13 protein-coding genes are annotated in these 20,129 nt (G+C 40.7%); 10 read left to right on the top strand and 3 right to left on the bottom strand.

Annotated features, from left to right (window positions below; all coding sequences use genetic code 11):
* Nucleotides 1-50: 50 nt before the first annotated feature.
* Nucleotides 51-977 (top strand): GGDEF domain-containing response regulator, encoded by a 927-nt coding sequence (locus FR932_RS05080; RefSeq protein ID WP_019442779.1) that lies wholly within the window; start codon nt 51-53, stop codon nt 975-977.
* A 106-nt stretch (nt 978-1,083) separates the two neighbouring features.
* On the opposite strand, the gene hrpA is transcribed toward FR932_RS05080, so the two are convergent.
* Nucleotides 1,084-4,992, bottom strand: a complete 3,909-nt coding sequence (hrpA, locus tag FR932_RS05075; protein WP_019628796.1) for an ATP-dependent RNA helicase HrpA — start codon at nt 4,990-4,992, stop codon at nt 1,084-1,086.
* A 504-nt stretch (nt 4,993-5,496) separates the two neighbouring features.
* Here hrpA and glpT point away from each other — a divergent pair.
* Nucleotides 5,497-6,858: a glycerol-3-phosphate transporter gene (gene glpT, locus FR932_RS05070; RefSeq protein ID WP_019442781.1), complete on the top strand. Its 1,362-nt coding sequence runs from the start codon at nt 5,497-5,499 to the stop codon at nt 6,856-6,858.
* Nucleotides 6,859-6,995: 137 nt separating this feature from the next.
* Here glpT and FR932_RS05065 read toward each other — a convergent pair whose 3' ends face one another.
* Nucleotides 6,996-7,409 carry a CBS domain-containing protein gene (locus FR932_RS05065; protein WP_019442782.1) on the bottom strand — a complete coding sequence of 138 codons (414 nt, stop codon included), beginning with the start codon at nt 7,407-7,409 and terminating at the stop codon, nt 6,996-6,998.
* Between the two features lie 413 nt (nt 7,410-7,822).
* Between FR932_RS05065 and leuC the strand changes: the two genes are divergently transcribed.
* The 6 genes from leuC (at nt 7,823) to FR932_RS05035 (ending at nt 16,752) form a co-directional block, all read left to right on the top strand.
* Nucleotides 7,823-9,223 (top strand): 3-isopropylmalate dehydratase large subunit, encoded by a 1,401-nt coding sequence (gene leuC / locus FR932_RS05060; protein WP_019442783.1) that lies wholly within the window; start codon nt 7,823-7,825, stop codon nt 9,221-9,223.
* Between the two features lie 31 nt (nt 9,224-9,254).
* Nucleotides 9,255-9,875: a 3-isopropylmalate dehydratase small subunit gene (gene leuD / locus FR932_RS05055; protein ID WP_019442784.1), complete on the top strand. Its 621-nt coding sequence runs from the start codon at nt 9,255-9,257 to the stop codon at nt 9,873-9,875.
* 159 nt (nt 9,876-10,034) lie between these two features.
* Entirely contained in the window at nt 10,035-11,564 is a 1,530-nt protein-coding gene (locus tag FR932_RS05050) for an alpha-isopropylmalate synthase regulatory domain-containing protein (protein ID WP_240532434.1), read from the top strand.
* Nucleotides 11,565-11,999: 435 nt separating this feature from the next.
* Entirely contained in the window at nt 12,000-13,922 is a 1,923-nt protein-coding gene (locus FR932_RS05045) for a PrkA family serine protein kinase (protein WP_026032235.1), read from the top strand.
* A 23-nt stretch (nt 13,923-13,945) separates the two neighbouring features.
* The gene (locus FR932_RS05040; RefSeq protein ID WP_019442787.1) at nt 13,946-15,229 is read left to right on the top strand and encodes a YeaH/YhbH family protein; all 1,284 of its coding nucleotides are present in this window, start codon (nt 13,946-13,948) and stop codon (nt 15,227-15,229) included.
* A gap of 11 nt (nt 15,230-15,240) precedes the next feature.
* Nucleotides 15,241-16,752, top strand: a complete 1,512-nt coding sequence (locus tag FR932_RS05035) for a SpoVR family protein (RefSeq protein WP_019442788.1) — start codon at nt 15,241-15,243, stop codon at nt 16,750-16,752.
* 52 nt (nt 16,753-16,804) lie between these two features.
* On the opposite strand, the gene fadR is transcribed toward FR932_RS05035, so the two are convergent.
* Nucleotides 16,805-17,584, bottom strand: a complete 780-nt coding sequence (gene fadR, locus FR932_RS05030) for a fatty acid metabolism transcriptional regulator FadR (RefSeq protein ID WP_019442789.1) — start codon at nt 17,582-17,584, stop codon at nt 16,805-16,807.
* A gap of 243 nt (nt 17,585-17,827) precedes the next feature.
* Here fadR and nhaB point away from each other — a divergent pair, with 243 nt between their 5' ends.
* Together nhaB and dsbB are read left to right on the top strand one after the other, a co-directional pair.
* Entirely contained in the window at nt 17,828-19,414 is a 1,587-nt protein-coding gene (nhaB, locus tag FR932_RS05025; protein ID WP_019442790.1) for a sodium/proton antiporter NhaB, read from the top strand.
* A 190-nt stretch (nt 19,415-19,604) separates the two neighbouring features.
* Nucleotides 19,605-20,129, top strand: coding sequence for a disulfide bond formation protein DsbB (gene dsbB, locus FR932_RS05020; RefSeq protein ID WP_019442791.1), 525 nt, complete (start codon nt 19,605-19,607; stop codon nt 20,127-20,129).

The following is a 20,129-nucleotide window of genomic DNA, read 5'->3' as shown; positions in this document are numbered from 1 at the left end:
AGTTATTAAATCAGAATATGAATAACGACTAGATAGAGCAAGGGCTGCCGATGAAGATCCTCATAATCGATGATTCCAAGATTGAACGAGTCATTATTCGTTCGTACTTACAACACCTTGATCACGAAGTCTTTGATGCAGAGAACGGAGAAACAGGGATCGCGATGTTTGCTGAATGCAATCCCGATATTGTATTACTCGGTGTTGTCATGGTTGGTATAAACGGTTATCAAGTCGCGGCACAAATTAGAGATAAATTCACCGACTGGGTGCCCATTATCTTTTTGAGCGGTAAAACAGCACCTGAAGATATCATGATCGGCATTGAAGCAGGTGGTGATGACTACTTACCAAAACCAATTAAAAAGCAAATACTCCTCGCTAAAATGACGGCAATGGAACGTATTGCCGCAATGCGAACGCAGCTTTTACAAACAACCAAAAAATTAGAAATTGCAAATGAAGAATTAGAGCGTCTCGCGACACTTGATGGTTTAACAGGTATAGCCAATCGCCGGCACCTAGATATCACCATGGCTAAAGAGCTAGCACGAGCAAAACGCCATGCACAGCCACTCACCTTCATCATTGCAGATATCGATTTCTTTAAAAAATACAATGATCACTATGGCCATATCCAAGGTGACGAATGTTTAAAAGCGGTCGCATCGATACTCGATAGTTCACTGCGCCGCCCTTCTGAACTTGTCGCTAGATATGGCGGTGAAGAGTTTTGTATGTTGCTGCCTAATACCGACATAAAGAATGCTAAATTAGTTGCTGAAAAATTAGTTAATGCAGTTCGTTCACTGGAATTTAGACATGAAGGCATAGATAAACAGGCCATAGTAACCATGAGCTTTGGGGTAATAAGTCTTGTTCCAAGTCGAGATGTAACCGTCAAAGAGTTAATGTTACAAGCCGATGAAAAGCTCTACCAAGCAAAAGAGAACGGCCGAGACCAATGGATAATATAAAAATGTATATTCCACTTCTTGGCGAGATATAAAAAGGGAAGCACGTGTGCTTCCCTTTTTATATCGCTAGATTAATCGTTTATCTTAATTAATCATGGCCGCTCCACTACAAAGCCGCTTTAAACTCTGCAAACGCGATTTTAACGCGTTTAATGGATACCGGATAACTTGTCCCCAATTGCTGCGCGAATAACGACACACGCAACTCTTCGAGCATCCAGCGTAGTTTTAATAACTCATTCTGCTGAGCAAGCGTTAAGCGTGGCATTTTCGTCAGCTGAATATAGCTTGCAGTTAATGGTTGAACCTCTACCGCATTACCGCGATCGCGAATAGGATCAATCTTAAGCTTATTCAAGCGGTGTTCAATTGCACTAATGTAACGCTGTACATCGGCTAATTTGTTAACCCCTGTATGAGTCACAAAGCCACTGTAAATAAGCGCCGCTAATTGCGCTTTAATATCACCGTTAGCGACTATCATATCCAGCGACACTTTGCCTTTAAGCTGCTTATGCACTTGGTGAGCGGCGGTAAGAATTTTCTCAACCTGCTTGGCTACTTCCACCGTTTCATCCGCAATATTAGCACGCACTAATTCTTTTAGCGTTTCAAAGCTTTCGGCATCACTCGGCGCAGGTTGTTTCGCTATGATGCTATCTACTGCACAAGAAATACAATCGTGGATCAAATCCGTTACTTTACCAAATGGATTAAAGTACAGGCCAAGCTTGGCTTTATTCGGCAGTTTCTGTTCAAGGTATTTAATCGGTGACGGTACATTAAGTAAAATCAATCGACGTAAACCGGCTCTTGCAGCAACCGCCGCGTCTTCTTGATGATCGAACAGCTTAATTTCAACCGAGTTTTTGTTATCCACTAAAGCTGGATACGCTTTAACTTCATAACCACCGTGTTTTTGTTTAAACTCTGTCGGTAATTTACCAAAATCCCAAGTAATCAGATCTTTTTTCTCAATACCTTTATCCGCTACTTTCACTAAGGTTTGTTGAATATTACCTTGTAACTTTTGCTTTAATGCACCGAGATCATCACCAAAGCTGATCTTATTTAGATTCTCATCAACGATCTTAAAATGCATTTTAAGGTGTGTTGGTAACGTTAATAATTCCCACGCATCTTGCTCTAAACGCACGCCAGTCATACGCAACAACTGCTTAGTCAAACTCGCCACTAGATCACCTTGATTCGGATCCATATTTTCTAATGCAGCGCCTGCATAATTAGGGGCAGGTACAAAATTACGACGTAATGTTTTTGGCAATGCCTTGATCATCGTAATCACCAACTCTTCACGTAACGCCGGGATCTGCCAATCAAAACCTTGTTCATTAATTTGATTTAAGATCGCCAGCGGAATGATCACCGTCACCCCATCTTCAACGGTACCCGGTTCAAAGTTGTATTCCAATTTGAACTTAAAGCTGTTTTGGTTCCAAAACTCTGGATAACTCAGTGCAGTGATAGACTCTGCATCATGTTTCATCAAACGCGCTTGCGTGAGTGTTAATAGATCTGGTGTTTGCTTGATCTCTTTTTTCCACCAGCTATCAAAATGACGACCTGAACAAACGTGTTCTGGAATCACATCCGCATAGAAGCCGAACAGATCATCATCACTAACGAGAATGTCACGACGACGTGATTTATGCTCGAGTTCGTGAATACGCTCCACTTCAGCCATATTGTGCTTGAAGAACGCATGCTTCGTATTGAATTCGCCTTCAACTAAACCACTGCGGATAAAGATCTCACGGCAGAGCGCCGGATCAATTTGACTATAGTTAACCATACGCTTAGCTACAATAACTAAACCGTACAGAGTCACTTTTTCAGCAGCAACAACAGCAGCACGACGTTTTTCCCAATGCGGTTCACTGTAACTCGATTTATTCAAATGCGCAGCCAGTGGTTCAATCCATTCTGGTTGGATCTTTGCGGCAATACGACCAAATAAGCGCGATGTTTCCACCAGCTCTGCCACCATCACCCACTTAGGTTGTTTTTTAAACAAACCTGAACCGGGAAAGATATTAAACTTACTGTTACGTGCACCAGTATAATCTTGATCTTTATCTTTAAAGCCAACGTGGCTCAGCATACCCGATAACAATGCTTTGTGGATGTTATCACTGTTGCTGATCTCGCCCTCTTCATTAAGCTTGACGGGATTAACGATAAAACCAAGCTCTCTGACCACTTGCGACAGTTGCGAGTAAATATCTTGCCACTCACGCACGCGCATATAAGCCAGATAATCTTTCTTACACAAACGGCGGAATTGCGATGACGATAACTCATCTTGCTGCTGTTTGACGTAATTCCACAGATTCAAGAAAGTGATAAAATCTGATTCTTTATCATAAAAACGACGATGTTGCTCATCGGCCGCTTGTTGTTTTTCCATAGGACGTTCACGTGGGTCTTGAATCGACAAGGCCGCAGTAATAATCATCACTTCATTTAAACAACCATTGGTATTTGCTTCCATTACCATACGCGCAAGTCGTGGATCAATCGGCAACTTAGCCAACGCGATACCCACAGGTGTCAGGCGTTTATTATGATCGGCGTTACTGATATCAATCGCGCCTAACTCTTCCAACAGTTTTAAACCATCGGTAATATTGCGACTGTCTGGCGGCTGTACAAATGGGAAATTAGCAACGTCCCCTAACCCTAGTGCATGCATTTGCAAAATAACGGATGCAAGGTTAGTGCGTTGGATCTCTGGGTCGGTAAATTCTGGACGATTATTAAAATCTTCTTCGCTGTAAAGGCGAATACATATACCCGCACTGACACGACCACAACGACCCATACGCTGATTGGCACTGGCTTGTGATACAGCTTCAATCGGCAAACGCTGTACTTTAGTACGATAGCTATAACGACTAATACGGGCGGTACCAGGGTCAATCACATACTTGATGCCCGGTACGGTTAGTGATGTTTCAGCCACGTTTGTCGCTAAGACGACACGACGGCCAACATGACTTTGGAAAATACGGTTTTGCTCTGCATTGGTCAAACGGGCATATAGCGGTAACACTTCGGTATCGCGCAGCTTTAACTTGTTTAACGCATCGGCAGTGTCACGGATCTCGCGTTCACCATTCAGGAAAACCAGAATATCACCGAGGCCTTCGCTTTGCAGTTCATCCACCGCATCCACAATACCTTGAATTTGATCACGCTCGTGGCCATCTTCTTGCTCTGCTAAGGCGTTATAACGCACTTCAACAGGATAAGTACGACCAGACACTTCAATCATAGGGGCATTATTAAAGTGCTTGGAGAAACGCTCTGGGTCGATTGTCGCAGAGGTAATAATCACTTTTAAATCAGGTCGGCGGTTAAGTAACTGCTTTAAATAACCCAAAATAAAATCAATGTTTAAACTACGTTCATGGGCTTCATCGATAATGATGACGTCATATTTACTTAAAAAGCGATCTTGTTGGATCTCTGCCAGTAAAATACCGTCGGTCATTAATTTGATGTAACTTTTTTTGCTGACGTTATCGTTAAAACGGATCTTATAACCAACATGCTCACCAAGCTCTGAGTCAAGCTCTTCGGCAATACGATTAGCAACAGTACGCGCTGCCAGTCGTCTTGGCTGAGTATGGCCAATCATGCCATCAATACCTAACCCGAGGTCGAGGCATATTTTCGGGATCTGAGTGGTTTTACCCGAGCCAGTTTCACCCGCAATAATAACCACTTGATTATTTAAGATAGCGTTAGCAATATCGTTACGTTTCTGACTAATCGGCAGAGACTCAGGATAAGAGACTACAGGTAAGTTATCAATACGCGACTGACGCAGGCTTGCCGATGCTGCAATATCTTGCTGCAGTTTATCAACGGCTTTCTCTTGCTTTTCAGCAGGTAATTTTTGCGCAGTTTGCAAACGACGTTTAAAACGAAAACGATCCGCGTGCATACAGTTAGATAGCTCAGCTGTCAGGGATTTTAAGATACTCTGCATAATAGTTAGAAAGCGCCCATTAACTTTAGGATAAAAGCGAAATACTATGCCAGTATCTATCGAATTTCAAATGATTATTGGATTTCAAATGAAAAGCCTTATAGTTGCTCGTTTACAACCACTTTAAGACGCTGTTGCGGGACACTTTTTAGTCGATTAGACCGGTATCAAGGAAATATAAATTCAATCATAAACGGCAGTAATTATTTACACATTACATCAATAACATGCTTAGACACGCCACTAACACCCCTAAATGAGTAGTAACTACCTAGCCTTATAAGCTGTCACGTTTTATTTACAGATACTTGCACCACTAGTTTATTTATACATATTTATTAATAACTGCTATCACACTGATTTTAAACACATGTTTATTCGATCTATATCACATCAAAAATATTCGAAAGAAAATAAGATGATGGCGATTTTCGCTCGAACGAACATCACACCCTATGAAATGGTTATTAAAAACCATCAACACGTTGAAACTCGAGGTTATAAATGTTTGGTATTTTCAAACCGAAAGAGCACATCGCTCGCTTACCCGTAGGTCAAATTGACTCTACTTATAAATTCTTACGTTGGCAGTTATTCTTTGGTATTTTCTTTGGTTATGCTGGCTATTATCTCGTTCGTAAAAATTTCAGTTTGGCCATGCCATACTTGATTGAGCAAGGCTTTAGCCGTGGTGATCTAGGGGTAGCGTTATCGGCAGTCTCTATTTCGTACGGCTTATCTAAATTTCTCATGGGCAGTGTCTCCGACCGCTCGAATCCACGCTATTTCTTAACTGCCGGGTTATTAATGTCCGCCGCTGTTATGTTTACTTTTGGCTATATGCCTTGGGCAACAAGCAGTATCACCGCCATGTTCGTTTTATTATTTCTAAATGGTTGGTTTCAAGGCATGGGCTGGCCAGCTTGCGGTAGAACCATGGTTCATTGGTGGTCAAAGAAAGAACGTGGTGAGTTAGTTTCAGTTTGGAATGTCGCACATAATGTTGGCGGCGGTTTAATCGGCCCTATGTTCTTACTTGGACTATGGGCATTCAACGATGACTGGCATGCTGCATTTTATGTCCCCGCTTTCTTTGCTGTCATCGTCGCTGTCTTTGTCTGGTTTACTGTACGTGATACGCCACAGTCTTGTGGATTACCACCAATCGAAGAATACAAAGATGACTACCCTGATGATTACAGTAAAGATCATGAACAAGAAATGACAGCAAAAGAAATCTTCTTTAAATACGTGCTCAATAACAAACTGTTGTGGTCTATCGCCATCGCTAATGCCTTTGTTTATATGATCCGTTACGGCGTTTTAGATTGGGCTCCCGTTTATCTAAAAGAAGCGAAAGGTTTCACTGTAGATGGTTCTTCTTGGGCTTATTTCTTATATGAGTGGGCTGGCATTCCAGGCACCCTACTTTGCGGTTGGATCTCGGATAAATTATTCAAAGGCCGTCGTGCACCAGCGGGGATATTATTCATGGCATTAGTCACCATTGCGGTACTTGTTTACTGGTTCAATCCTGCAGGTAACCCGATGATCGATATGGCAGCACTTATCGCGATTGGCTTCCTAATTTACGGTCCGGTCATGTTGATTGGCTTATATGCTCTTGAGCTTGCACCTAAGAAAGCAGCTGGTACAGCGGCTGGATTAACTGGTTTATTTGGTTATCTCGGCGGTGCTGTCGCAGCAAATGCTGTGCTTGGTTATACAGTTGACCATTTCGGTTGGGATGGTGGCTTCATGGTATTAGTCGGCTCTTGTTTTGCATCTATTATTTGCTTGGCTTACGCCTATGTCGGTGAAAAACGTTTCCACAATAACAAAAATGGTGATGTAGCAGCTGCATAGCGAGGCGGTATTCTAAGGAGTATTTTAGTTACTACGCTAAGTACTACATATAATATAAATAACAATACAAAAAGGCTACAGCATTGTAGCCTTTTTCGACATAAAATTTAAATTAGCACTTAATTAGAAATTAACTGCTACTTTTCATAGCAAGCCTGCTGCTGTTTATCCATCGCTTTTAGTACGTCACGACGTGAAATAACGCCAACCACCACACCATGCTCGTTAATAACAGGGTAGCTCTTAGGTTTTGCTGATACCATTTTCTGTGCTAATTCAATAATACTGTCTTCAGACCGAGCTGTGAGCACATCAGATTTCATCAAGTCGCCAACAATCGCGACTTCTTCACAGTAATAACTCGATTCCAATAACGTTGCTAAACAATCCTGTTCCGAGACCCAGCCCACCAGTGTATCGTTATCATCCACAACAGGAGCACCAATATGAGCTGATTTCAATAGTTTATCAACGGCTGTTGCGACAGGCATATTTACAGTTAACTTGACTGGCCGTAACTGCATATAATCAGATACTTTTAAAGAATTCATTCCCTTACCCCTTTAACCTATAAACCAATAAACCAATAAACCAATTTTGAATAATACATAGCCATTACTTAACCTAAGCATAGGTTATATGGTTATTTCTACCATCAAGACCTTAAAATGGCTGAAATTAGTTTATTTACGACATTCATAAGCAGTAAAATAAAAAAATCTAACATATTGTAAAAAATAAATAACCCCATAAAAACCAAATACAGCCACATCTCAAACTGCATTTTAGTCATTAACCGATATTTAACACTGCAATTAGTGGGTACATCGATATTATAGGAAGACAGGCATTTAGAATTACAACGCTTTATGAAATTATGTTCTTGAAGAAGGTCACACAATTGTCATAGTATCAAGGCATAAGAAATACAAATATCTCGGTTGATGAGAAGGGAAGCAAAGCAATGAAAAAAACAATGTATGAAAAGATTTGGGATTCGCACTTAGTTCATGAGCCAGAGAATGGAACTCCAATACTTTATATCGATCGTCATTTGATGCATGAAGTAACAAGCCCTCAAGCGTTTGAAGGTTTAAAAATTCAACAACGTCCAGTACGTAACAAACACAGTATTCTAGCAACAATGGATCACTGCGTACCAACGGTTGATCGTCACTTACCAATTAAAGATCCAATTGCTGCTAAACAGATTAAAACAATGGCCGATAACTGTGATGAACACGATCTGCTAATTTATGACATGAACAATGTTAACAACGGTGTTATTCACATTGTTGTTCCTGAGCACGGTTTCATCCACCCAGGTATGACAGCTGTTTGTGGTGATTCCCACACAGCTACACACGGTGCATTCGGTGCGTTAGCATTCGGCATCGGTACGTCTGAAGTTGAACATGTAATGGCAACTCAAACGTTACAACAGAAAAAATCTAAAACGATGCTAGTAAGCGTTGAAGGTAAACTATCTAAATTCTCTACTGCTAAAGATATCGCACTTGCTGTTATTGGTAAGATCGGTACTGCAGGCGGTACTGGCCATGTTATTGAATTCGCTGGTTCAGCAATCCGTGAATTAAGTATGGAAGGGCGTATGACCCTTTGTAATATGGCAATTGAAGGTGGCGCTCGTGCAGGTTTAATCGCACCAGATAAAACAACTTTCGATTATATTGAAGGCAAAGAATTTGCACCTAAAGGCGATCATTGGGCTGCTGCACTCGCATACTGGAAATCGCTACCAACCGATGACGGCGCTGTATTTGATACTATTGTCGAATTGGCCGCTGAAGATATCGCACCACAAGTAACTTGGGGTACATCACCTGAACAAGTTTCACCTGTGACAGCAAACATTCCATCGCCCGCTGATTTTGACGATGTAATCAAATCATCTGCATGCAAAGGTGCATTGTCTTACATGGGCATTACTGCAGGCGCTCCAATCACAGATATTAAAGTAGATTTAGTCTTTGTTGGTTCTTGTACTAATGGTCGTATTGAAGATTTCCGTGCAATTGCAGAAATGACGAAAGGCAAAAAAGTAAGTGCTGCAGTTCAAGCAATTGCGGTACCTGGCTCTTACCTTGTGAAAGAACAAGCTGAAGAAGAAGGTCTAGATAAAATCTTAATGGATGCAGGTTGGGAGTGGCGTGAACCTGGTTGTTCAATGTGTTTAGCAATGAATGGTGATCAGCTGAGTGAAGGTCAACGTAGTGCGTCTACATCAAACCGTAACTTTGAAGGTCGACAAGGTAAAGGTGGTCGTACTCACCTAGTATCTCCAGCAATGGCTGCTGCTGCAGCCATTGAAGGCCATTTTGTTGACATCCGTAACTGGGCGTAAGCTTTAGCACATTAGTGATCAAGGAATTAAAATGAAAGCATATAAAAATCATACTAGTGTTGCGGCATTGATGAATCGTAGTAACGTAGATACAGATCAGATCATCCCAAAACAGTTTTTGAAGAAAGTAGAACGTACTGGTTTCGGTATTCACTTGTTCCATGACTGGCGTTTTCTAGATAACGGTGATGAAAATCCGGCATTTGAATTAAACAAACCAGCTTTTAAGGGCGCTAAGATCCTTGTAGCTGGCGATAACTTTGGCTGTGGTTCATCACGCGAGCACGCGCCTTGGGCTATTGAAGATTTCGGTTTCAACACTGTCATCTCTACAAGCTACGCAGATATTTTTTATTCTAACTGTTTCAAAAATGGTATTTTACCTATTCGTGTTAGCACAAATGAATTAGCGGCACTGATGGCTGAAATAGATGCGAATGAAGGTGTTGAATTCACCGTGGATTTACCTGCTCAAACAGTAACGACACCAGGCGGTATTGTTATTGCTATCGAAGTTGACGAATTCCGTAAGCAAAGCCTTATCGAAGGCGCTGATGATATCTCGTGGACATTAAAGCATGAAGATAAAATCTCTGAATTCGAAGCAAAAAATAAGCAACAGTTCCCATGGTTATGGACTGACGCGAGCTAATAATTCAATCATACTCAGCAATAGCGCCACCAAAGCACGATTGTTGACTTGACTGAAGGACGGCTTAAGCGCATACGCTAAAGCTGATAGCTATAAGCGGGTAGTATCTTCTATCCGCTCTTTCCCTACAATTTGAAGCAGGTAGCAAATATGGAAATCATGCGCCCTCGAGTCCAGTTAATGGACACTACTCTTCGCGACGGAGAGCAAACCCAAGGTGTCTCCTTCACCCCCGACGAAAAAGTCAGTATTGCCAAAGCCCTACTCCAATCCCTAAACGTTGATCGTATTGAAGTCGCATCTGCCCGTGTATCACTGGGCGAAAAACATGCAGTATCTTCATTAATGCAGTGGGCAGAGCAAGAGAAAATTGCACATCGTATTGAAATTTTAGGCTTTGTAGATCACACAAAAAGTGTTGATTGGATCAAATCTAGCGGGGCTAAAGTAATCAATCTATTAACCAAAGGCAGCGAAAAACACTGCACTGAACAATTACGAAAAAGCCCTGCAGATCATATTGCTGATGTAAGAGAAACGATCCATTATGCAATGGAGCAAGATTTAAGCGTAAATATTTACCTGGAAGATTGGTCTAATGGCTATAGCGATAACCCTGACTATGTTTACAACATGATCACGGCCCTATCCGATCTGCCAATCCAGCATTATATGTTACCGGATACGCTCGGAGTGATGTCGCCAGATGAAGTGCATACCAGCCTGTCTGATATGATCAGCCGTTTCCCGCAATTACAATTTGATTTTCACCCACATAATGATTACGGTTTAGCGACAGCGAATGCCCTCACCGCAGCCAAAGCAGGAATTAGCGCTATCCATTGTACTGTTAACTGTTTAGGTGAACGCGCAGGTAACGCCTCTCTTGCAGAGGTTGCCGTGGTATTAAAAGACAAGCTCGGTATTGAATCGTCAATCAACGAACAGCATATTCATCAGATCAGTCAAATGATTGAGAACTTCTCAGGTAAGATCACCCCTGCTAATGCTCCTATCATCGGCGCTGACGTGTTTACTCAGACAAGTGGCATTCATGCTGATGGCGATAATAAAGGGGGCTTATATCAAACTGTGTTAGGCCCTGAACGGTTTGAACGGACACGTACCTATGCGCTCGGTAAGATGAGCGGGAAAGCATCGTTAGAAAAAAACCTAAAAGATTTGAGTATCGATCTTAGTGCTGAACAAAAAACTAAATTGCTTGAACGCATTGTTAGCCTCGGCGATCAAAAAGCGATTATTACCCCTGAAGACTTGCCATTTATTATCGCAGACCTGTTAGAAAGCAAAGATTACTCACACATTGAGTTACTTAACTGCTCGATCACATCAGGTCTCAATGTCGACTCAACGGCGAGTATCCGCATTCGTATTGGCGATGACATATACAAATCAGCAGGTTCTGGTAATGGTGGCTTTGATGCATTCAGTATGGCGATCGAAGCCATTATGCAAAAAGTAGATTTTGAACTTCCTAATTTAGACAACTACCAGGTGCGTATTCCACCCGGTGGGAAAACGAGCGCTTTAACTGAAAGCTTTATCACGTGGCGACAAGGAGGTTCAACTTTCCGTACTCGTGGCGTCAGCTCAAATCAGGTATTTGCAGGAATACAAGCTACAATGAGAATGCTGAATAAGCTGCAGCATGAGGCTCTAACAGCATAACCTTTCACCATTAATAGACTACGCTCCCCCCTCATTGAGCGTAAGTCTACTCCTCCTACACCCAAAGTAATAACAGCTCTCCTACATGACTCTAAACCTACGCTGGTAACAGTAATTATAACGCGCTACTTTCAATAAAATTTAATCACATTGCAATTAAGCTATACTTTACTTATGTATCGCCAAACCAGAAATTAACAATATAAAGACCCACAGAATAACGCTTGCCAACACTCTTTCACTAACACACACGCTGTTCTCATGAACACACAATATTGCTACCAGGACAATTAAAATAATAAAACGCTTATAAAACCGCAATTTAATCACGCAGTTTTAAAATCAAAGTCTAGATTTAGAGTAGTAATAAGAAATAGTTCAAACTTGTCGATGCTAATTTTTGCGGATGCAAGTAATTACATTTGGGGGTTACCAATGGGTATTTTTGAACATTATCAGCAAAGATACGAAGAAAGTCGTGAAGAAGAATATACGATACAGGAATTTTTAAATTTGTGTCGTGACGATAAAACTGTATACGCATCTGCTGCTGAAAGATTATTAAACGCAATCGGTGAACCAGAAATGGTTGATACCGCGACAGATTCTCGCCTTAGCCGATTATTTTCCAACCGTGTTGTTGCACGCTACCCTGCTTTTAAAGATTTCTATGGTATGGAAGATGCCATTGAACAAATCGTGGCGTATCTAAAACATTCCGCACAAGGGCTAGAAGAAAAGAAACAAATTTTGTATTTATTGGGACCTGTTGGTGGTGGTAAATCATCTTTAGCAGAAAAACTCAAAGACCTAATGCAAAATGAAGCGATTTATCGCATCAAAGGATCACCAGTTAACGATCATCCATTTAGCTTATTTGACGTCAGTGAAGATGCCAACATTTTACGCAGTGAATACGGTATTCCCACGCGTTACCTTGGCCATGTCATGTCACCATGGGCTGCCAAACGTTTAAAAGAGTTTGGTGGTGATATCAGTAAATTCAAAGTGGAAAAAGTCCGCCCATCGATTTTGCATCAAATTGCAATAGCTAAAACCGAACCAGGGGATGAGAATAATCAAGATATTTCATCACTTGTGGGGAAAGTAGATATTCGTCAGTTAGAGCATTTTTCACAAGATGATCCTGATGCATACAGCTACTCTGGCGCACTATGTAAAGCCAATCAAGGTGTAATGGAGTTTGTAGAGATGTTTAAAGCACCCATTAAAGTGCTCCATCCCCTACTTACCGCCACACAGGAAGGTAACTATAACAGTACCGAAGGCCTATCAGCCTTGCCTTTCGAAGGGATAATCCTCGCTCACTCCAATGAATCAGAGTGGCAGACATTCCGTAACAACAAAAACAATGAGGCCTTTTTAGATCGAGTATACATAGTTAAAGTACCTTACTGTTTACGTATCAGTGAGGAACAAGCTATCTATCGTAAACTGCTGGAAAATAGTGCCCTGCATAATGCCAAATGTGCGCCAGGTACGCTCGATGCACTATCTCAATTTACCGTATTATCACGTATCAAAGACCCAGAAAACTCATCCATTTACTCTAAAATGCGTGTTTATGACGGCGAAACATTAAAAGATACAGACCCGAAAGCAAAATCATATCAAGAGTACCGTGATTATGCTGGTGTCGATGAAGGTATGTCAGGGCTATCAACCCGTTTTGCGTATAAGATTCTGTCTAAAGTCTTCAACTTTGATCATGTTGAAGTAGCTGCTAATCCAGTACACCTATTTTATGTGCTTGAACAACAAATTGAACGAGAGCAATTCCCTCAGGATGTTGCCGACCGTTATTTAGAGTTCTTGAAAGGTTACTTGATCCCGAAATATGTTGAATTTATTGGCAAAGAAATTCAAACCGCGTATTTAGAATCTTATTCAGAATATGGGCAAAACATTTTTGACCGCTATGTTACTTACGCTGATTTCTGGATCCAAGACCAAGAGTTCCGCGATCCTGATACAGGTCAACTATTTGATAGAGAAGCATTAAATAACGATCTAGAAAAAATTGAAAAACCCGCTGGTATCAGTAATCCAAAAGATTTTCGTAACGAAATCGTCAATTTTGTATTGCGCGCCAGAGCCAATAACAGTGGTAAAAACCCGACTTGGGTCAGTTACGAAAAATTACGTACTGTTATCGAGAAAAAAATGTTCTCCAACACCGAAGAGTTGTTACCCGTTATCTCATTTAACGGTAAAACATCCACTGATGAACAACAAAAACATGACAACTTTGTAGCCAGAATGATGGAGAAAGGCTATACCAAGAAACAAGTTAGATTGTTGTCAGAATGGTATTTACGCGTACGTAAATCATCATAATAGATTTTGTTAGGGGGTATGAGATGGCACATTTTATTGATCGCAGATTAAACGGTAAAAATAAAAGTACCGTTAATCGACAACGCTTTATGCGTCGTTATAACTCACAAATAAAAAAGGCGGTATCTGATGCTGTAAACAATCGCAGTATCCAGGATATTACATCTGGAGAAAGTGTCAGCATTCCAACTCGTGACATCTCAGAACCTATGTTTCATCAAGGGAAAGGCGGTGATCGCACGATTGTTCACCCAGGAAATGATCAATTTATAACGGGCGATAAAATCAGTCGCCCACCAGCAGGAGATGGTGCAGGCGCGGGCGGTGGAGAAGCGAGTGATAGTGGTGAAGGTAACGATGGTTTTAATTTCCAAATTTCAAAAGATGAATATCTAGATCTCCTCTTTGAAGATCTAGAGTTACCTAACTTACAAGAGAATCAACTTAACAGTATTGTAGAGATGAAAACCCATCGCGCAGGTTATACTTCAAATGGTAACCCAGGGAATATTGCGATTGTAAAATCACTACAAAACTCACTAGCAAGACGTACCGCTCTCGCAGGCGGTAAAAAACGCAAAGTAAAAGCACTGCAGCAAGAAGTTGATGAATTAGCCAAACGAGGCAAGGTTGAAGGTCAAGAAGTTGAAGGTCAATTTGTTGCTGAATTGAAAAAAGAAATTGCCGAACTCAAGGCACGGATCAGTAAAGTGCCTTTTATTGATACCTTTGATTTACGTTATAACAACTTTGAGCAATACGCAGTACCTAATAGCCAAGCTGTGATGTTTTGTCTCATGGATGTCTCAGGATCCATGGATCAACCAACCAAAGACATGGCAAAACGGTTTTACATTTTACTCTATTTATTCTTAACCCGTACTTATAAAAAAATTGAAGTCGTTTACATTCGTCATCATACGCAAGCAAAAGAAGTGGACGAACATGAGTTTTTCTACTCACAAGAAACTGGTGGTACAATTGTATCGTCAGCTTTGAAGCTGATGGATAAAATTGTTACCGATAAATTCCCAGCAAGTGAATGGAACATCTACGCTGCGCAAGCTTCAGATGGTGATAACTGGGCTGACGACTCGCCTCTATGCCGCAAGATTTTACTCGATAAAATAATGCCGCAAGTGCGCTATTTCAGCTATATAGAGATAACAAATCGAGCGCATCAAACATTATGGCGAGAATATGAAAAAGTAGCCGAAGAGTACTCTCAATTCGCCTTACAACACATTCGCCAGCTCGAAGATATATACCCTGTATTCCGAGAACTATTCAAAAAACAGGCCGCTTAGGGAGAATCTATATGTTAAAAGATGAAGTAAAGCAGCTTAGCGATGGTCCTGATTGGAACTTCCCACTACTTGAAGAATATCATGTCGAAATAAAACGTATTGCCGAACACTATCGACTTGATACTTACCCCAATCAAATAGAAGTGATCACTGCTGAGCAAATGATGGATGCTTATTCTTCAGTAGGGATGCCAATTGGCTATAACCACTGGAGCTTTGGTAAGAAGTTCATTCAAACCGAACAAAGCTACAAACGTGGACAAATGGGGCTGGCATATGAGATCGTGATTAACTCTAGTCCTTGTATCGCTTATTTAATGGAAGAAAACACCATCCCGATGCAAGCGTTAGTCGTTGCACACGCTTGCTATGGCCACAACTCTTTTTTTAAAGGTAATTATCTGTTTAAGTCATGGACTGACGCAGAATCAATTATAGATTACCTACTATTTTCAAAAAATTATATCGCTGAATGCGAACAGAAATACGGTATTGATGCCGTCGAAAACATTGTCGATTCCTGCCATGCATTAATGAGTTACGGTGTTGACCGCTATAAGCGTCCGAGTGAACCATCGTTAAGTGAAGAAAAACGCCGACAACAAGAACGTACCGATTATTTACAAACCCAAGTCAATGAACTGTGGCGTACCCTGCCCCAAAACAATGAAAAAACGGAACCTGTTGAACCAAATTTCCCAGTAGAACCACAAGAAAACATACTCTATTTTGTCGAAAAAAATGCACCATTATTACAATCTTGGCAGCGTGAAATTATTCGTATCGTGCGTAAGATAAGTCAGTATTTTTATCCACAAAAACAAACACAAGTAATGAATGAAGGCTGGGCAACATTTTGGCACTATACCATTACAAACCATATGTATGACGAAGGCCTAGTATCCGATAAGTTCATGCTGGAGATATTACATAATCATACCAATGTCGTCGCTCAGCCTGCGTATAACAGCCCTTATTACTCAGGTATGAACCCATACGCACTGGGGTTTGCGATGTTTACTGATATTAGGCGTATGTGCGAACACCCAACAGATGAAGATAAAGCCTGGTTCCCTGATATTGCGGGCAGTGACTGGTTGGATACCGTTCACTTTGCCATGCAAAACTTTAAAGATGAAAGCTTTATTAGTCAGTATTTGTCGCCTAAAGTAATGCGAGATATGCATTTATTTTCAATCGAAGATAACGAAAATAGTAAGCATATTGAAGTATCGGCAATACACAATGAAGAAGGTTATCAGCAGTTGCGTAGTAAATTATCAGCGCAATACAATTTAAGTAACAATGAACCCAATATTCAAATCTTTAATGTCGATAGAAAAGGTGACCGTTCTTTAACGTTACGTTATGTGCCACATCAGGATATACCGTTAGAGAGCAAATCGGCGCAAGAAGTGATGAAGCATCTACATCGCTTATGGGGGTTTGATGTGAAATTAGAGCAAGTACAAGCAAATGGTAACATAGAGCTGCTCTGCCAAAGTATAATGCCTACACCTTAAAAAAAAAACCAGTCATTGACTGGTTTTTTTATATGGCATAATTGCGTAGGTATTATTTAATGCGTTGTTCAAAAGCGACGCAAATATCATCCCATGTTTCATCACGATACTGCTGCCACAGTAGACCAGAATTCATACCGTAATTACGAATAACATTTAAACTTTCATCAGCTTGATTATTCTGTGCGATCTCTTTCAATTCACGATAGAAATTTTTCGCCAGTGCTCGTGCTTCAGGGTAATCAAAATATATTTTACCCAGAATACGATACATATTATCAAAACCATTCAAAATCAATGCATATACTAAATTACCTGATAAAAAGGCTAATTTATGTAACATACTATAATCGTATGCGGTATAGGCTTCTTTATCATCTGCAAGCAGTTCTGCTTCATTTAGAATTTCGACTACACGCTCAGGATCACGTTTGATCGCCGCTCGAATAAAAATAACACTAATATTTGTACGTGCAGACAATAAATCGCTGATCAACTCAGGTAAACGCTCAGGATCTAATCGTACTAAATCTTCTAGAATCGAAAGACTCGATGTTTCCCAAAAGTTATTAACTTGAGTCGGCTTTCCATGACGAATAGTGAGCCAGCCATCACGTGCTAAACGTTGTAGTACTTCACGTAGCGTTGTTCTGGTAACACCAATAAGCTCAGAAAGCTCTCTCTCAGCAGGAAGTATTGATCCCGGTGGGAAACGATTCTTCCAAATAGATTCGATGAGATATTCTTCCGCGAAGCCAGCTGGGCTTTTAGCTTTAATAATACCGTCATTCTGACGCTTTTTACTTGTTGTTTTACTATTAGTAATATCCATTTAACTTCTCATTTGGAAATATAACAGGTTGTATCTTTTTGAATGTTAGCATTCACAGGCACATCCGACCAGATTTAAATTAGATCCTATCATTAGAATAATTATTTTCCGACTTAAATATTAAAATAGCTTTATTTGCAAAAACAATAATCTGTATCAATAAAAAGAATGGCGCACGTCACAAAATATGCTTAGAATGGCGCAAATTTTCTTATTCTTTAACCTTTTTATTGGACACCTCTCATGGACATTAGTCTTAGCACGGCAGCAAAGCTAAACTTCTTAGGTAACTCACCTCAGTGGTACAAAATTGCGATCGTGGCCTTTCTTATTATAAACCCTATTATCTTTGCTATTGACCCGTTTATTGCTGGTTGGGTATTAGTTATCGAGTTTATCTTTACGTTAGCAATGGCACTTAAGTGCTACCCTCTTCAACCCGGTGGTTTACTTGCAATCGAAGCTGTTGCCATAGGCATGACTTCTGCAGAACAAGTACAACATGAACTGGTTAGTAACATTGAAGTATTATTACTGCTGATATTCATGGTTGCAGGCATTTACTTCATGAAGTCATTATTGCTTTATGTTTTCACAAAATTATTGATTAACATTAAATCTAAAGCATTGCTGGCTTTGTCTTTCTCTGTCGTATCTGCATTTCTATCAGCCTTCTTAGACGCACTAACGGTAATTGCCGTAGTAATTAGTGTTGCGATTGGTTTCTATAGTATCTACCACAAAGTAGCATCAGGTCGTGACTTTAAACATGACCATGATCATACCGATGATGCAACGGTTAATGAATTGAAGCGTCAAGATCTTGATGATTACCGCGCTTTCCTACGTAGCCTAATGATGCATGCCGGTGTTGGTACAGCACTCGGTGGTGTATGTACTATGGTTGGTGAACCACAAAACTTGATCATTGCTGAACAAGCTGGCTGGGACTTCGTTGAATTTGCATTACGTATGTCACCAATTACAATACCAGTATTTTTCTTTGGTCTACTAACCTGTTTCCTTGTAGAGAAATTCAAAGTATTTGGTTACGGTGCGGAATTGCCACCGGCAGTACGCACTATTCTGGTTGATTTTGATAAGTTTGAAGATGCAAACCGTAGCCAACGTGAACGTGTAAAATTATATACACAAGCAGCTATCGGTGTTTGGTTAATTATCGGCCTGGCAATGCACTTAGCTGCTGTAGGCCTTATTGGTTTATCAGTTATTATTCTTGCAACTGCATTTAACGGTATCACTGAAGAACATGCATTAGGTAAAGCATTTGAAGAGGCGCTGCCTTTCACAGCCTTACTGGCGGTATTCTTTACCATAGTAGCGGTGATTATTGATCAACAATTATTTATTCCACTGATTAATGCTGTACTGGCTGCTGACCCACATCAACAACTGCCGCTATTCTATTTAGCTAACGGTATTTTATCGATGGTGAGTGATAACGTATTCGTCGGGACTGTTTATATTACGGAAGTAAAAGCAGCGCTGGTTAATGGTACTATCACACGAGATCAGTTCGACTTACTGGCAGTCGCAATTAACACGGGTACTAACCTACCTTCAGTTGCGACACCGAACGGCCAAGCGGCATTCTTATTCTTATTAACCTCAGCGGTAGCACCACTACTGCGTTTATCATATGGTCGTATGGTTATCATGGCATTGCCATATACCTTCGTGATGACGTTAATTGGTCTTGGCTCACTGATGTACTTCTTAGAACCTGCAACAGCAATGATGCTGGATATGGGTCTAATTAGTGCACATGTAGACAGTGCAGCAGAAGTTGTTAAATCTGCGGGTCACTAGCTACACAGCACACCGATAATTAAATCTTCGGTTTAAAAACGTCGCTATACGCGGCGTTTTTTTTATGCTTGATGTCAATTAATACTGAGATAAGTTTTATTCTTACATAGTTTTACACTCTTGCGACAATATCAAAACTAACAATATGATATAACAGCAAGTAATAAATTAAATTTACTTGAGATAATATATGTACCAGTTTATTTCTAACCTACCGAAACAGCGCCTACCTTGGGTTTTACTCGCACTTACCGGCATGGGGTTAGAAGCATCAGCCCTTTTCTTCCAGTATGTAATGGAACTCAGCCCGTGCGTATTATGCGTTTATGAACGTGTCACGATAATGGGCATTATTTTAGCTGGCTTAGTGGGTGCAATTGCTCCAGCTAATCCATTCATACGTTTTAGTGGTTTTGCATTATGGTTTGTCAGCGCTATCTACAGTTTACGCATTTCCATGGAACACGTGGATATTCAGCTTAACCCATCACCGTTTTCGACATGTGACTTCTTCCCTAACTTCCCAAGCTGGGCGCCATTGCATGAATGGGCACCATGGATGTTCAATCCAACGGGCTTTTGTGACGAAATTAGCTGGCAGTTCTTATCATATACAATGCCACAATGGTTAATTGTAACCTCTGCCATTTATTTAACAGTTGCAGTGATTGTATTTAGTTGCCATATTATTGGCCTAATCAAGCCGACCAAATAA

Source organism: Moritella marina ATCC 15381, from assembly GCF_008931805.1.
GTDB lineage: Bacteria > Pseudomonadota > Gammaproteobacteria > Enterobacterales > Moritellaceae > Moritella > Moritella marina.
This window is presented reverse-complemented; position numbering and strand designations above follow the sequence as displayed.